The following is a 15884-nucleotide window of genomic DNA, read 5'->3' as shown; positions in this document are numbered from 1 at the left end:
GAGTCAAGAAAAGCAGATGACGAAATGAAAGTCGACATGAACATCGACATCGCCAATCTACAAGCTGGCTTACAGTTGCGCTTTAATCTAGTTGCACTCAATGGCGTCCTGTTAGCGCCGGCTGGTACCAGAGTTACTGAGGAACTCAAGTCGAGTTGGGCGCGGCGGGGTTACAGTCAGGCACTCACCTCACACGCCACGGATTTGATTGCAACCGATCCAGTACTGGCTCCATACGATGGCCAACCACTGGAGCGGCTTATCAAGAGCCTCGATCAAGCAAGCGCAGCGGTTGTTGAGATCTCCAATCGGCTGGCGGAGAAGTTGCCTGTCAAAATGTCTATGCTGAGCGACACCGTCAGTTGTCAATTGGCCGATATCGAACAGGATGTTGCAATCGGATTGATCGCTGCCTTCACGGGCTCGCAAAATGCGGCCACTGAGGCAGATTTCGCCTTGTCACGACGGTGCTCGCAACTTTCTCTGCTGAGTATGGTTGTCGCGACTGAGCTTGGATTCAGTACTGATGACCGACAAGTGGTTGGAATGGCTGGGCTACTGCATGACCTCTCGTTGTTGCCTGGCATATCGTCCGCAACCACTCGAATTGCAAACCGGAAGTATGCCGGAGATTGGTTGCGACACCACCCCGATATCAGCGTCGAATTGCTGGAGGATTCCATAGGCGTCTCACCCAAGGTCAAGTTGGCTGTGGCGCAGGTCCATGAACAACCAAACGGCCACGGATATCCCAAAGGGTTGGCAGCTCAGCGTGTCATCGCGCCTTCGAGAATTCTTGGTCTGATTGATGCGTACCTGACACTTACTTCCAGGGAACAACCGTCGCCGTTGCCCAAGGGTTGCAATCTACACCCGTCTGATGCGGTGGCCTACCTTATGCGGCACGCCGCAGCAGGCACGTTTTGCTCAGAAACGCTCAAGGCGATGATTCGAACCACATCGCTCTATCCGGTAGGATCGAAAGTTCTGCTGAGCAACGATTCCATTGCTACTGTACATCGCAGCAGTGGTAATAATCCAACACGCCCTATTCTACGGATGGAGGGACCGCGTCCAAAGATGTTCGACTTGCGCAATTCTAAACTGTCCATCATGGAGCCGATCACGGATGAAGCACTGGGCCAGAAGCGCATCAGCAAGTCGCTACTGGATGAGGTGCTGTGGCGGTAGAGTTTGCCACAACTGCCGAGGTCTTCGGGTGTTGACGTCAGGTGGCAACGGGCGTCGTCAGTTTGCAGATGTGGTCGCCGTGACTGTCAATTCCACGCCATAATTATGGGCCGGACGTGGCACTCCCCGCAGGCCTATGCCGAAGTAGTCTAGCGGGATTTTACGCACAATCGCCCGTGTCCTGCCATTGAGTCCAAAATACTTGTCATATTCTGTAAGTCCGTCAACGAGTGCCATTTCTTAGAGTACTAGCACCATGTTCGCCAGAGCATCGCTATACTGTTGCCAGACAATACCGAGTTGTTAAATACTGTTGGATAACATGTGGCACTGGACCGCCAATTCCATTCTGTGACGGAAAGCACCGCACATGCAACTGCATGCGATCGACTGGGTCATACTGTGCGTCTTTTTCATCTTCACATTGTTGGTGGGGCTCGTCGCCTCACGGCGGGCCAGCCAGAGCAGTTCGGATTACTTTTTGTCTGGCCGCAAGGGAACTTGGTGGCTGCTGGGCACATCCATGGTGGCCACAACGTTTGCTGCGGATACGCCCATGCTGGTTACTGGCCTGGTGCGCAAACATGGTGTGGCCGGGAATTGGTTGTGGTGGGCATTTCTGTTGACGGGCATGTTGACGGTTGCCGTCTATGCCAAACTGTGGCGGCGGGCTGGAATTGTAACGGACAACGAATTTTACGAACTGCGTTATGGTGGCTCGATGGCCGCTGCGCTTCGCGGCTTTCGCGCAGTCTATCTGGGACTGATTTTCAACGTCATCGTCATGGCCACAGTCAGCGTGGCAGCCATCAAAATTGGCCGAATCATGTTTAATTTCTCTCCGATGCAGACGCTGCTAATTGCAGGTGGCATAACTGTTTTCTTCAGCGCCGCAGGTGGCTTGACAAGCGTGCTGGTAACCGACTTTGTGATGTTCATTGTAGCCATGGTCGGGTCGATTGGTGCTGCGGCTTGGTTGCTAGAGCAACCCGAGATTGGTGGCCTGAGCGAGCTATTTTCCCACTCGGCAGTGAGCGCGAAATCGAGCTTTCTACCAGCTATCGACTTTAGTACCACAGCTGGGCTAGACTTGGCGATGACCTTGTTGGTTATTCCGCTCTCGGTGCAGTGGTGGGCCGCTTGGTATCCCGGTGCCGAGCCGGGTGGCGGAGGATATATCGCGCAGCGCATGATGGCCGCCAAGAACGAACGTCACGCCACGGGCGCAACGTTGCTGTTCAATGCGGCGCACTATGCATTGCGTCCTTGGCCATGGATTTTGATCGGACTGATGTCGCTGGTCATCTTTCCTGACCTTACCAGTCTGAAAACTCAGTTCCCTGGGGTCGAAGAGCAGTTAATACAGGATGACTTAGCCTATCCGGCCATGTTGCATCGGTTGCCAGCCGGTCTGCTGGGCATTGTGGCAACGTCGCTGGTGGCGGCTTATATGTCGACAATCTCGACACACTTGAATTGGGGTTCGTCCTATCTTGTCAATGATATTTGGCTGCGTTTCATTCACCCAACTGCCAATCAGCGGCAGTTGGTGAACGTCGGTCGCGTTACTACCGTCGTATTGATGCTGCTGGCGGCGTGGCTGGCCCTGCAGTTGGAAAGTGTTCTGGATGGATTCAGTTTGTTACTAAAAGTTGGCTTTGGCACCGGATTGATTTACTTATTACGCTGGTTTTGGTGGCGCATCAACGCGACATCCGAGATTGTAGCCATGGTTGTGTCCGTTTCGATCGCAACCGGATTGCACATCTCAAAGAGCACGCTGCCAGACTGGCAGCAGTTCTTGGTGATTGTCAGCATCACCACGGTTTGCTGGATGAGCGCAGCGCTGTTGGGAGCGCAGGAATCACCGACGACGCTACGCAGCTTTTGCGAGCGAATTCGCCCAGGAGGACCTGGCTGGCGGAAAGTAGTTGCTGATGCGCAGGCCGAAGGCCAATTGAGCAACATTAGCAGTGGCTGGAATCTGAAACGAGAGCTGACGTTTATGGTCGCTGGCTGTATCGCAATTTATGCAGCTCTGTTTTGCAGCGGATACGTTCTGTATGGCCGTTACTGGGAAGCTGGGATTGCCGGAGCTTTCATCGCCCTAGGTACCGTGGTAATGGCAGCCAACTGGCGGGCTGTAGCATCCGGCGAGGCATAGACGGCTGCTGTAGTGGGCATTCAATCGGACAGTAGCGGCAGTGAGGAGTCGACTGGTTCGGACAAACCCTGCTTGAAATGCAGGCGGCAGACCGATGTGTAGCGATCATTGCCGCCGATCTGAACTTGATTACCTTGGCGGACAGCTTTCCCGTCGGAACCAATGCGCAGCACCATGGTTGCCTTGCGCCCACAGTGGCATATTGTTTTGACTTCAACTAGCGAATCCGCCCAGGCTAGCAACTGTTGGCTACCGTCGAATAGATTGCCCTGAAAGTCGGTACGTAAGCCATACGTCAATACGGGGATGTTTAGTGTGTCGCAGACATCACTCAACTGCCGAACTTGGGCCTGAGTCAAGAACTGGGCTTCATCGACCATGATGCAATGAAGCGGTTGCTGCCTATGGAGCTGATCAATCAGTTGAAGCAGGTTTTCATTGGCATGAAATGCGCGCGCATCTGCGCTCAAGCCAATACGAGAGGCAACCTTGCCTTGACAGAATCGATCGTCGATTTCGGGCTGGAGAATTAATGTCCTCATGCCCCGCTCGCGATAATTGTAGCTCGATTGGAGCAGGATTGTTGACTTGCCAGCGTTCATCGCTGAGTAATAGAAATACAGCTTCGCCATTCAAACACCGGATTCTCTAACTATCAGCCTACCAGCGACCTTTAAGGTCTGCAGTTTATCGCAGTATTCCAGCTCGCTCAGCCAGTGGACCCTACGAAAACAAAGTTGTCCAGGATCTGAGATTCTAGTGACTGGTTTGAAGAAATGCGATTGGCGACGTGACTTCTACGGATGCTCAGGTTGATTGACTTTGCAGCCAAGGGTCTGCGGGCCAATTTTACCTGCCCTGACGGCGAGTTTTTTTCATGACCTTTTCGGCCTGTGTTTTTGGTATCGGACGTGCGTGTGTAGGCTACTAATCAAAAAACAGTACCTGTCCGTCTTCCTCTAAATGCAGTGGCTCTGGCTGTATTGACGAACTCGTTGACCTTCTGACTGACGTTTTTATATCCGGTGAGTCAACTTGGCTTGTAGACCATGGTCTTACTGACTCGCCCACCTGAGTTAGCCCAGGGTCGCTGAATGCAGAACCGACCCGACCGCTAGTGGGATTGGCTCGCGGCCACTTGCCACCGACGGTTGCATAGTCATCTATGTATGGCGGGCAACACAAGCTGCATCCACTGAACATCGTCACGAGGTACCCTATGAAACACCAAGTAACGTGCTTGGACGGCACCCTCGGATGCCGACGATCGAATTTAACGTCCATTTTCACAGCCCTCGCGCGATGCATTGAAACTTGCTACTATCGACAGCCCACCAACCTGATGTAAGCCTGCCTGTACGTGGCAGGCCGCGTCGGTATCTAGGATGTGTTCCGGCGTCAGCAGGTAAAGCGGAATGGCTTACGTACGCCATGCTGCTGTCGGAAGTTATCGGACTTTGGCAGCCGTTGGATTTGGTCGAGTTTGTCGGTTAAGATGAATTTGCGGCGCGCCGTAATTGCTAGCCATGAAAGGCTGCTATATTGTCATCGTCAGTAGTGCTATCTTTCTGCGTGCCTGATTCCAACCCACTCCCTGGCTTACTAGAAGCACTCAATGCAATTGTATCTCTATCCACAGCAATTAACCCTGGCCCATCCGTTTACCATCTCGCGCGGCACGATGACCCAGCAAGAAACCCTAATCGTAGAGCTACGAGGCGACGGGGTGAGTGGCTGGGGCGAAGTTACCCAGAACAGCTATTACGGACACACAATCGAGTCGCTGACTAGTTCTCTCACCGCTGCACGCGAATTGCTTCCGGAATACGTGGACAATAAACCGGAAGCGGTTTGGGATAAAGCTGTCCAACTGCTAAGGGGAGACCTGTTTGCCGTGAGTGCGCTGGACATGGCGGCCCACGACTGGCGCGCTCGACGTGACTCGCTGCCAACCTGGCGCTGGTGGGGGCTAGATTGGAACAACGTGCCTGCATCCAGTTACACGATTGCGATGGATTCCATCGACGTAATGCTTCGGAAACTCGAGGAACAACCCAATTGGCCAGTCTACAAGATCAAACTCGGTGGCTCGCAGGATCTTGAAATGGTTCGCGCGCTGCGTTCGGCTACCCCAGCCGTGTTTCGAGTGGACGCGAATTGTGGCTGGAGTGTCCAGCAGACGATCGAACTTTCCCAGGCATTATCTGAGCTGAATGTCGAATTCATTGAGCAACCGTTGCCCGCCAGCGCCCCAAGAGAACATCACCGCAGCGTTTACGAGCACAGCGCACTACCGGTAGTGGCCGATGAAAGCTGCCAGCGCGAGTCAGACGTCGCGGAATGTGCTGGACTGTTCCATGGCATCAACATCAAGCTCTGCAAATGCGGAGGGTTGTCGCCAGCCTTGCGGATGCTACGTCAGGCGAAGCATTTGGGAATGAAGACGATGGTCGGTTGCATGATTGAAAGCTCCATCGCCATCAGCGCTGCCGCGCAGCTTTTGCCATTGCTGGACTACGCCGACTTGGATGGTGCCACTTTGCTGTCCGATGATCCTGCGCAAGGCGTAGTGATTGATAATGGCGTCGCCAGACTTTCGCATGTGCATGGTCACGGGGCGGGCTTGATGTAGCCAATCACTCAAGACGCGATTTGGCATACCCAGCTACCAGATACCGCCTGTCAAGCGTGTCGTTACGATGATGACTATTCAAACGGCACCGGTATTTTTGAGGGATGTCCAGCCAGTTCGCGAACAAGTCGTGGTACTGCATAGCCCGGAAGCATCGATCGCAACTGCGTGAGGATCTGCTGTGCTTCAATATCCGAAACCGCAAAATGCATAGCACCTCGAACAGGGTCTAATTGATGTAGGTAATAGGGCAAGACCTGGGAATTTACTAGCTTTTCGCACAGTTCGCGCTGAACGACTTGGCAGTCATTCACCCCGCGCAGTAGTACGGATTGATTGAGCAGCACTGCTCCAGCTTGACGCAACTCGCGCAGCGATTGTTTGACTTCACTATCGATTTCCGCAGGATGATTAAAGTGCAGCACGCAATAGATCGGACAGCGTGAGCTGCGAATCCAGGCAACCATGGACTGGCAGACCCGACTCGGGATAACGACGGGAAACCGCGTATGGATGCGGATGCGGTGCAGATGCGTAATTGTGTTGAGCTGCTCGACCAGTTGGCTCAGGGACTCGTCTACCACAGACAGTGGATCGCCACCGCTCAGAATCACTTCCGTAATCGACGCGTCCTGGTCGATTGCCTGGATGGCTGGTTGCCAACCCACGGGCCCAACAGGCGCTTGGTGATACGGAAAATGTCTGCGAAAGCAATAGCGACAATGGACGGCGCAAGCCCCGCTGGTAATCAACAAGGCTCGACCAACGTATTTGTGCAGTAGGCCAGGAATGACTTCAGATTGCCTGTCGCCGACTGGATCGTCCCTCCCGGCAGTATCCATCGTCTCCTGCGCCGTAGCTAATACTTGCAGTAACAATGGGTCGCGAGGGTCACTGGGCCTCATTCGCCGAGCGTATTCTTGCGGGACAAACACAGGAAAATCACGTTGAGCCGAACTGCAGCCTAAAGCGGTGGGCAGCCCGAGGCTTTCCAGTAGCTGATGTCCGCTGCGAATCGCCTGTTTTAGAGATCGCTGCCATGTGGCGGTGGGCGGCAAACTGGCTTCGACAAGTTGAGTGGATGCCGCTAGAATTTCTGCCATAGTTGACCCCCCAAAACGCGGGTGCATACCCAAAGGTAGTAAGAACGAGGACTGTTGTGGCCAATTCGTACAAGACCAGCGATTTCCGAAAAGGTTTGAAGGTTCAAATCGACGGCGATCCGTATTTGATGATCGAAATGAATTTTGTAAAGCCGGGAAAAGGCAATGCGCTGTACAAGTGCAAGCTGCGGAATCTGCTACGAGGAACGGTACTGGACCGCACCTACAAGGGCGGTGATGAGCTGGAAGCGGCTGACATCGAGGAAATCTCTGCTCAGTACCTGTATCGCCAAGCAGATACCTTCGTATTCATGGCCGACAATACGTTCGAGCAATACGAGCTGACCGCTGCACAAGTCGATGATGCATGGAAATATCTAAAGGATGGAATGAAATGCACGATGATGCTGTTCAATGGGACGCCGATTACATTGACACCTCCAATACACGTCGAATTGCTGATCACACAGTGCGAACCCGGCGCTAAGGGTGATACCGCTACCAACGTGACCAAGCCGGCCATGACAGAAACGGGAGCCGAGTTCATCGTACCGGGCTTTATCAAGCAAGGTAATGTTATAAAGATCGATACGCGAACTGGTGAATACGTCGAGCGAGTGAATAATTGAGCCACGTGTCCTGACGATTTCCCCTGGATTGGCACGTAAGCCGCCCTAGCTGGCAATTCAAGGCGCAAACGGCACCGTTGTACATATTGCTCAGCGCGATGTTGGTGCTGCTCGGCCGGATGTTACTGGATCGCAAAGCCGCGAATGCGGGACAGCGAATGTCGCCGGCCATACACGACTGTAAAAAAATTGCTGGTGTGGGAAGGATGCTCGCGTGGAAGGATCGAATACTTTTCGGTAAAATTACCGCCCGGGCTGTGTGATTCAGTTGCCTAGGTATGATTCTAGTGCCTAGGTCTCAATCCTGCCAAATAGAACAGATTTGAAGATTGCTGTCGCATGCGGGCTACATGATGCCCAGTCGATTAAGTTATTGAACCACTAAGGAGAATGATACGATGGGCCAGCATACAATTGAGCTTACCGATGGCAATTTTTCCGCCGAGGTTTTGCAGTCCACTACACCCGTATTGGTGGATTTTTGGGCACCCTGGTGCGGACCTTGCCGTCAGATCGCTCCGCTGATCGACCAACTGGCGCAACAATTTGCCGGTAAGGTCAAAGTGGGCAAGCTAAATATCGACGAAAACCCGCAGGCAACCAGTCAGTATGGGATTCAGAGCATTCCGACATTGATCATGTTTCGTGGCGGGAATGTTGCCGAGCAGTTTGTGGGAGCCCCGCCTAAGGCAAAGCTTGAGCAAGTTCTAAACGACAGCGTTTCGGCCTAGCCATCTTTCAGCCAGATATTCTCCGGAGGTCAATTTTTTCCTGGAGTTCAGGAATTGACTGGAGACTTGGTCGGGTCGAGTCCGTTATCCACAGCAGAGTACTCAAGCGTATCCCGTTTTTTCATCGGGCTGCGGTGTATTTCGGTTATCGCGTGGGCTGGTGCCCGCGTGGCTAGACGAAGTAAGAACTAGACTGGATTGAACCGAGGTTCCCGATGCCAAAGAAGATTGTCTATACCTTCACGGATGAAGCGCCTGCCTTGGCGACTCGATCGCTGTTGCCGATTCTGCGCGTATTCACCCAGCCGGTAAATATTGAGCTGGTCGAGCGGGATATTTCGCTGGCCTGCCGCATCTTGGCCAATTTTGCCGATTTCCTGGCGGTAGATCAGAGGCAGCCGGACTGGCTGAAGGAATTGGGCGAGTTGGTGAAGTCGCCTGATGCCAACATCATCAAGCTTCCAAATATCAGCGCATCGCTCCCGCAACTTAAGGAGGCCATCGCAGAATTGCAGTCGCAGGGTTACGCAATACCAGGCTACCCGGAATCGCCGGACGATGATCGGCAGCGCGAGATTCAGATGCGCTATAGTCGAATACAGGGCAGTGCTGTCAACCCGGTGATTCGCGAAGGCAATTCAGACCGGCGCGTAGCTGCTCCGGTCAAAGAGTACGCGCGCCAGCATCCGCACAAGATGGGGGTTTGGCGCAGCGATTCGGCGACACATGTGGCATCCATGTCACACGGCGATTTTTATGGCAGTGAAACGTCCTGCACAATCGAGGCCGACGAAAGCCTGCGAGTTGTCTTGATAACTCAGGATGGAACACAGCAAATACTGAAGTCAGGCATTCAAGTCCAGGCTGGTGATGTGGTTGATGGTAGCTTCTTGTCACTGAAATGTTTGCGAGCGTTTTATGCCGAGCAGTATGAGGCCGCTCGTCGCCAGGGGCAATTGGTTTCGTTGCACCTGAAGGCCACCATGATGAAGGTCTCGGATCCCGTCATGTTTGGTCACGCGGTTTCGGTTTTCATGGCCCCTGTATTTGAGAAGCATGCAACCACGTTCGCTGAGCTGGGCGTTGACGCCAACCAAGGCCTGGCGACACTAGCCGATCGCCTGCAAACTCTTCCAGCACCACAGCAGGCCGAGATCCGTGCTGATATTGCCGCGCAGTTTGCCAGTGGACCTGCGCTAGCCATGGTCAATTCTGATCAGGGCATTACGAATCTCCATGCGCCAAACGACGTTATCATTGATGCATCCATGGCTGCAGCCATTCGCGATGGAGGCAAAATGTGGGGAGCCGACGGACGGCTGCACGATACCAAGATGATCATTCCCGATCGCAGCTACGCTGGGTTCTACCAAGCGGTGATCGACTTTTGTAAGTCCCACGGAGCGTTCGATCCACGCACCATGGGCAATGTATCTAATGTCGGGCTGATGGCGCAGAAAGCCGAAGAGTACGGGTCGCATGACAAGACGTTTATCCTGCCTACTGCTGGCCGTGTGCGCGTCGTTGACAAGCAGGGCCGGACACTGTTGGAACACGAATTGGAGGCCGGTGACATTTGGCGCATGTGTTGTACCAGCGACGAGGCGATTCGCGATTGGGTTCGTCTGGCTGTGCAGCGTGCCAAAGTAACGGGCTTGCCCGCCGTCTTTTGGTTGGACTCCAATCGCGCGCATGATCGCCAGTTGATCGCTAAAGTTGACGCATATTTGGCCGAATACGACCTTCAGGATTTGGATATTCAAATCCTGCCACCCCCCGCGGCTGCACAGCATGCCTGTTGGCGAGCCAAAGAGGGCTTGGATACGATTTCAGTTACCGGCAATGTGCTCCGCGATTTTCTGACAGATCTATTCCCCATCTTGGAATTGGGTACCAGCGCCAAGATGCTGTCAATCGTTCCCCTGCTGGCTGGCGGCAGTCTGTACGAAACCGGTGCCGGGGGCTCGGCTCCCAAGCACGTCGAGCAGTTCATTGCCGAGGGGCACTTGCGCTGGGATTCGATCGGTGAGTTTTTGGCAGTCGGAGCTTCGCTGGAGGATTTGGGCCAACAATCAGGTGAGTTAGAGATACAGGTTCTGGGTGAAACGCTCAATCAAGCCATTGGCGCGATCTTGGATTACGAAAAATCGCCCCAACGCAGCGTTCGGCAATTGGATACGCGTGGCAGCCACTTTTACTTGGCTTTGTATTGGGCGCAGGCGCTGGCCAAACAGGATTCTGCTCCAAGATTACAAGAGATGTTCGCTCCATTGGCACAACAGCTTGCCAATCACGAAAAGCGAATCATCGAAGAAATCGACGCTACCCAGGGAGAGGCGATTGATCTCGGTGGCTACTATCACACCTGCGTCGAAAAGGCAACCTGCGCGATGCGGCCCAGCGCCACGTTCAATCGCATCTTGGACCAAACCTACCAGTCGCTGCGCGCAAGCGATAGGCAGTCCGCTGGACGCGGCAGCCATTAGTCCATCGACTCGTCGCGACGAGGCGTCCAGTTCATGAATGCACAATCAAACTGCATGCCGACCATTCGTCCGGGTCGGAAGATTCTAGGTATCTCTGCGGTACTGTTGCCGCTGACTTGCGAAGATCAAGTGGACTGGCAGTGCTTTAGAAAGCACGTTGAAAAAACGCTGCAAGCTGGATTAATGCCGGCGGTCAACATGGACACCGGTTACGCCAACTTGATCGACGAAGAAACCCGACAGCGTGTGCTGGTTGAAACGCAGTCGCTGTGTAGCGGTGCCGGGTTTGCAGCGGGTGCCTGGGTTGGGGACCATCCGAACCGCCCATGCCAAATCACCGATTATTTTGCTCCCTTGGATGCGATTCAGTCGTGTGGTGGAACGCCGGTTATCTTTCAGTCCTACGGATTGAAGTCGTTGGGCGATGAGGCACGATTATTGGCCTATCGACAGATGGGCGAAGTAGCCGATCGTTACATCGGTTTTGAACTGGGCGAAATGTTTGCCCCGTTCGGACAAATCTATTCTGTGGACTTTTATCGACAGTGGATACAAATCCCGCAATGTATTGGCGCTAAACATAGTTCACTGGATCGACAACTGGAGTGGCAGCGGCTAGCAATTCGTGATTGCCTGCGCCCCGAGTTTCATGTGTTTACTGGCAATGACCTGGCGATCGACATGGTGATGTATGGCAGCGATTACCTATTGGGCCTGAGCACCATGGCACCCGACTGGTTTGCGGTGCGCGATCGCTTGTGGGAGCTGAACGACCCAAGTTTTTACTCGTGGAATGACTGGCTACAGTACCTGGGATTCCTTGCCTTTCGCGATCCGGTGCCAGCCTACAAGCATAGCGCCGCGCAGTTCTTGCAATTGCGAGGCTGGATCAACAGCAATCGGGCCTATCCGGGTTGCCCCTTGCGCCCCGATTCCGACATCAGCATACTGGAAACATTTTTGCGCCAATGCCCGATGAATCGATAAGCTGTCAGCTCACAGGCTATGTCGTTGCAATTCAGCCAAGCGTTGTTGCCAGAGGATATTGCCGGGCTGGATTTCCAACAGCAGCGATAGATACCGCCGGGCCGAGTCGATCATCTTGCTACGTTCGGCCAGATCGGCAGCGGATTGCAGCGCTTGGAGCTTGATTTCGTCCGTTGGCGGCGGCACGCGATACAGTGCCGCGCGACGATAAGCCGCCAGCGCCTGCGGTATCTGATGTGCGCGTTCGAGAAGTTTTGCCAGCGTCAGCCAGATTTTGGCTCGAGACTTTCGGTCGTGGCAAGCGGCCTGCAATACAGCGATCGCCTCGTCAACTCGATCTAATTGCTCAAGTGCCTCGGCCAGCGGGATCGACAGCTCCACCTGCTGTGGTTCTCGAGCCAGTCGTTGCCGATAGACGCGTTCGCGCAGAACATTCCATTCCAACTGACACTGCCGTAGTTGATTCTGAGTCAATACAGTAGGTTCTGCGTCATACTCGCGTTGGGCAGCCTGCAAGAGTTCGGCGGAACGCGCCAACTGCGATTCTTCGTGAAGAAAATTGGCCTGCGGATCATCAGGAAAGCGCGCGACGGCTTTCTCCAAAACCCGGCGCGCATCCAACCAGCGCGATGCAGTCAGGTAGATCTCGGCCAGTTCGAGGTAAGGTGCAACGGTGAGCGGAACATCTTGAAGCTGTCGCTCCAACTCTTGAAATCGAGTGGGCAAGACCGTCCTGGGTGCACCAGGTGTCGACGATTCATCTTCCACAGTCAGGCGAGTCAGCAAGTCTTTCGGATTCAATGGTTGCATTCATCTTCTTCCGCAACGGACACTCACGCAGCCCAATGAACACGCAGCTACATGGATTGTAGCTGTATTATATCCAGTGACTGACAGTCGCGATGCCAGCATGTGGATACGCTAAATTGATGGGTTCGGTCTACCTCATGCCGTATCGACCGGCGAGCAGAGAAAAGAGGTGAAACATCGCCGCCACAGCCGTTGCCAGTCCACTCCATCGATGGACAGCAGTGATGTTGTTCAAACCGGCGGTATCGACGACGGGCAACATGCCAAGCAGCATTGTCCCGGCCGTCGCCACTCCGCTGAGGATCAACAGCCACGCACTCCACTTCTCTAGCCACCATCGATTCTGGTCTCGTTCACCGCGCGGCAAGTAGCCTACAGCCACGACGGCTAAAAAAATCGTAAATGCGCCAGCCGCCATTAAGTGACCCAGCAATGCCTGACGCTGCATGTGGCCCTGCTGCACGATTGAACCGAAGGCGGTTGCGGCCAGCACTAGAATCGCCAGCCAGAATGCGGCGTAGCCCGTGGTTGCGATCCAGCCACGCGGGCGACGGTCACTCACATGTCGCTGCGTCGTATAAACCAGCACACCCCCGATGGCAATTACCGCAGTCGCTCCAGCCAACGCGGGCAAGATAATGGCTTGAAATTGCAGGGTCGCCAGCAGATTGCTACGCACCAAGTCGTGGATTAGCTCCATGGTCAGTGTACTCGTCATCACTTGTATTTAAACTCGCCTAATCGCCGCCTATTCGACTTATGGACGCTCTGCGCGACGCGAACTCAGGCTGCTCGCAGCAGCCGATACCGCTACAGCCAACGTCAGCGCCAGCGACAACAGGCCGACGATCTTAAATAGATCGCGACCAGCGAACAACTGATTCCAATTTCGTAGTCGCTGCACATCTACTTGTTGAAGCCGGTGCACTTTCAGTGGCTCAGTCACTTGGTCAGGCAAAGTTCCAACAGGTGTCACTTCGGCAAAAAAGAACTTGGAATCATCACTATGGCACTGGGTACATCCGCTTGCCCCCAACGATTGTCGAGCCGGGCGAACAGCGTGTGCGACTGGCCATGCATAGGGTTGAGCGGCCATGCCAAGCTTGTCGGCAGATAAATTGCTTAAGCGTCCATCGGGATCTCGAGTCAGGCCGACTCCACCGCTGATGTACACAGCTTGAGCCCCCTCGATTGCTGATTCGATGTCACTCAGCGCCGCCAACATTCGTTGTTCAACCTGTAGCCGACGCTCTTCACTCTCGGCGGCAGCGAGAGCCGCTCGCTGCTGGTCGTTTAGTTCTTCTGGCTTTAGTCGGGCTGCACGTTCGTCGCCCAATATTTCTTGGCGCTTGGCCAGCGACAACTTGATTTCGCCGATCTCCTCTGCCAAATCCTTACGGACCTTGAGCGACTTGCGCACCAAATCGTACGCCTGCTCGGGATTGAGCGGGGTCAGCTGGCCGTCTTTCAGAACAGCCCAATAGCTCGGCCACAGTAGCCGGTGCGGAGTATACCTGCCGTTGGTTTCAGCAGAGGTAAGCTGCCCAGATGCATCCACAGGTAACATTACGCTTCCCAGAATGGCCGGCTGCTCTAGGCCTGTCCGTTTCACATGGCTACCCAACTGATGCACGATGGAGTTCAACTGTCGCGGCACCGGCTGGGAAAGTGCTGGACCAGCGTGACACGCGGTGCAGCTCAGCTTCTCAAAGTGAATTGGCGGCAGTCCATAGTGCGCGGGTTTGGGGGCTCCCAGACGCCCAGCCATTTCAATGGTTGCCGGGCTTGGTGGGACCTGCGTCGCGGCTGGATCGGGCATATGGCACCCCGTGCAACTGAGTGTGCCCACCAATTCACCCGCAGCGTGTTGTTCACCATCGAACCCACGCACCGTTTGGTGATCCAGGCCATTGCGATGGCAGTCGGCACAAGCCACGCCGGCCCGTAAGTGTACATCTTCATCGTGCAGCCAACGCGCACCGCTCAGTGAGTCGGTTGCGATATTGGAGTGGCAGTAGTAACAGGCATCGTTGGATGGCTTGCGCAGCACGTCAATAAACACCTTGCCGTCGCTACGGAATCGGGCGGTATCGTACTGGACTTTGGGCAGCTGGTCACGAGTCTCCTCAGAGGTTGGATCAAAATCTTCCTTCAAGCGCCGCATGCCTCCAGTTACAACGGCCAAGCCCAAGGCTGCGGTCGGCGCATAGGCAAAATTCTGCTCAGCTATTTGCTCGGTCCACACGAACGGGCTGTAGCCGCTGCTGGGCCGATGATGACAGAGCATACAGTCGATGGGCAGTGCGCCTGTAATCCGGCTGCGATCTATGGCGTGTTGAGCGGCTGTGTCGGCTAATGCGGCATAACTCCCCGAACTGTGTGACGCATCAACGGTTAGTCCAGGTAGGTAACCGCCAAGTTTGGCAGCCATTTGCCAATGGGTCAGTCCAAGCTGTTGCGGATGATGAGTGCCTGGCCATCCTCGGTACGACAATGGCAGATGCGTACCGCTACGAGCGTCGCTCCATACTAGCGGCTGACCAGGTCGCCCTGGATCACTGGCTTTGTCGAGCGGTCCGTTGAAATGCCAGCCGTGTGCAATGGTTTTGTAGTCGTGACAACGCCCGCAGGTTTTCTCTGGTGAGTATGGGCGGTGATTGGCTGACGGATCAATGCGCTGGTTCTGGTCATCGTATAAGTCAATCCAATGCACAAAGCCCTTCAAACTGTCTGAGGTCGCATATCGTGACTGTGCCACTGTAGAAGACGGCCAGCTTCCGGCTGCCAATAACAACATCCAGGCAAACCATTTCGGGCCAGCACAGGGTTTCTTATTCTTTAGTCTGAACCAGTTGAACATGGTACCCAACAGTCAAAATTCAAGTAGTCGCCGTCCAAGGCCGGCAGTTCAAGAGCGAATAGACACCTGTAAACCGCTGAACAGTTTAGGCTGTTGAACGTTTTTTAACACTCCCTTTTTATGCTTGCCGCGCAACTTGCAGCCAGCTATGAGACTACGCAATTTGGTCCAGACGTATGCGTGTGCTCAGGCAAAACGGTGCTCGTTCACGCATTAGAGACAAGACAGACGCACTGATCTCAAGTACCAGCATTAGAGCTGCCAAGGGCTGAGCACTAGGAAGCTTCAGCA

At 54.3% G+C, this 15884-nt stretch carries 12 protein-coding genes; 7 read left to right on the top strand and 5 right to left on the bottom strand.

Features of this window, described 5'->3' with window-relative positions; all coding sequences use genetic code 11:
* Window positions 1-24 precede the first annotated feature (24 nt).
* Window positions 25-1191, top strand: a complete 1167-nt coding sequence (locus KF752_10165) for an HD domain-containing protein (GenBank protein MBX3421904.1) — start codon at window positions 25-27, stop codon at window positions 1189-1191.
* A 370-nt stretch (window positions 1192-1561) separates the two neighbouring features.
* On the top strand, window positions 1562-3355 hold the full coding sequence (locus KF752_10160) for a Na+:solute symporter (GenBank protein ID MBX3421903.1): 1794 nt from the start codon (window positions 1562-1564) through the stop codon (window positions 3353-3355).
* Window positions 3356-3375: 20 nt separating this feature from the next.
* Here KF752_10160 and KF752_10155 read toward each other — a convergent pair whose 3' ends face one another.
* Window positions 3376-3987, bottom strand: a complete 612-nt coding sequence (locus KF752_10155) for a thymidine kinase (protein MBX3421902.1) — start codon at window positions 3985-3987, stop codon at window positions 3376-3378.
* Between the two features lie 983 nt (window positions 3988-4970).
* Here KF752_10155 and KF752_10150 point away from each other — a divergent pair.
* Entirely contained in the window at window positions 4971-5987 is a 1017-nt protein-coding gene (locus tag KF752_10150; protein ID MBX3421901.1) for a dipeptide epimerase, read from the top strand.
* A gap of 74 nt (window positions 5988-6061) precedes the next feature.
* On the opposite strand, the gene epmB is transcribed toward KF752_10150, so the two are convergent.
* Window positions 6062-7090, bottom strand: a complete 1029-nt coding sequence (gene epmB / locus KF752_10145; GenBank protein MBX3421900.1) for an EF-P beta-lysylation protein EpmB — start codon at window positions 7088-7090, stop codon at window positions 6062-6064.
* A gap of 56 nt (window positions 7091-7146) precedes the next feature.
* On the opposite strand from epmB, the gene efp reads away from it, so the two are divergent.
* From efp to KF752_10125, 4 genes are all read left to right on the top strand, one after another.
* Window positions 7147-7719, top strand: a complete 573-nt coding sequence (efp, locus tag KF752_10140; protein ID MBX3421899.1) for an elongation factor P — start codon at window positions 7147-7149, stop codon at window positions 7717-7719.
* 398 nt (window positions 7720-8117) lie between these two features.
* Window positions 8118-8450, top strand: a complete 333-nt coding sequence (gene trxA / locus KF752_10135; GenBank protein ID MBX3421898.1) for a thioredoxin — start codon at window positions 8118-8120, stop codon at window positions 8448-8450.
* Window positions 8451-8665: 215 nt separating this feature from the next.
* Window positions 8666-10936, top strand: a complete 2271-nt coding sequence (locus KF752_10130; protein MBX3421897.1) for an NADP-dependent isocitrate dehydrogenase — start codon at window positions 8666-8668, stop codon at window positions 10934-10936.
* A gap of 33 nt (window positions 10937-10969) precedes the next feature.
* Window positions 10970-11923: a dihydrodipicolinate synthase family protein gene (locus KF752_10125; protein ID MBX3421896.1), complete on the top strand. Its 954-nt coding sequence runs from the start codon at window positions 10970-10972 to the stop codon at window positions 11921-11923.
* A 9-nt stretch (window positions 11924-11932) separates the two neighbouring features.
* Here the strand turns inward: KF752_10125 and KF752_10120 are convergent, their stop codons facing one another.
* From KF752_10120 to KF752_10110, 3 genes are all read right to left on the bottom strand, one after another.
* Entirely contained in the window at window positions 11933-12733 is an 801-nt protein-coding gene (locus tag KF752_10120) for a tetratricopeptide repeat protein (GenBank protein ID MBX3421895.1), read from the bottom strand.
* Window positions 12734-12863: 130 nt separating this feature from the next.
* Window positions 12864-13451, bottom strand: coding sequence for a hypothetical protein (locus KF752_10115; protein ID MBX3421894.1), 588 nt, complete (start codon window positions 13449-13451; stop codon window positions 12864-12866).
* Window positions 13452-13490: 39 nt separating this feature from the next.
* Window positions 13491-15530: a hypothetical protein gene (locus KF752_10110; protein MBX3421893.1), complete on the bottom strand. Its 2040-nt coding sequence runs from the start codon at window positions 15528-15530 to the stop codon at window positions 13491-13493.
* Window positions 15531-15884 lie beyond the last annotated feature (354 nt).

Source organism: Pirellulaceae bacterium, from assembly GCA_019636385.1.
Lineage (GTDB): Bacteria > Planctomycetota > Planctomycetia > Pirellulales > Pirellulaceae > Aureliella.
This window is presented reverse-complemented; position numbering and strand designations above follow the sequence as displayed.

Bases quoted from the DNA above. Each gene is read 5' to 3' on its own strand.
- KF752_10150 (MBX3421901.1), top strand. From the start codon at position 4,971: ATGCAATTGTATCTCTATCCACAGCAATTAACCCTGGCCCATCCGTTT.
- KF752_10125 (MBX3421896.1), top strand. From the start codon at position 10,970: ATGAATGCACAATCAAACTGCATGCCGACCATTCGTCCGGGTCGGAAG.
- KF752_10120 (MBX3421895.1), bottom strand. From the start codon at position 12,733: ATGCAACCATTGAATCCGAAAGACTTGCTGACTCGCCTGACTGTGGAA.
- KF752_10115 (MBX3421894.1), bottom strand. From the start codon at position 13,451: ATGACGAGTACACTGACCATGGAGCTAATCCACGACTTGGTGCGTAGC.
- KF752_10130 (MBX3421897.1), top strand. From the start codon at position 8,666: ATGCCAAAGAAGATTGTCTATACCTTCACGGATGAAGCGCCTGCCTTG.
- KF752_10155 (MBX3421902.1), bottom strand. From the start codon at position 3,987: ATGGCGAAGCTGTATTTCTATTACTCAGCGATGAACGCTGGCAAGTCA.
- KF752_10165 (MBX3421904.1), top strand. From the start codon at position 25: ATGAAAGTCGACATGAACATCGACATCGCCAATCTACAAGCTGGCTTA.
- KF752_10160 (MBX3421903.1), top strand. From the start codon at position 1,562: ATGCAACTGCATGCGATCGACTGGGTCATACTGTGCGTCTTTTTCATC.
- KF752_10110 (MBX3421893.1), bottom strand. From the start codon at position 15,530: ATGTTGTTATTGGCAGCCGGAAGCTGGCCGTCTTCTACAGTGGCACAG.
- epmB (MBX3421900.1), bottom strand. From the start codon at position 7,090: ATGGCAGAAATTCTAGCGGCATCCACTCAACTTGTCGAAGCCAGTTTG.
- trxA (MBX3421898.1), top strand. From the start codon at position 8,118: ATGGGCCAGCATACAATTGAGCTTACCGATGGCAATTTTTCCGCCGAG.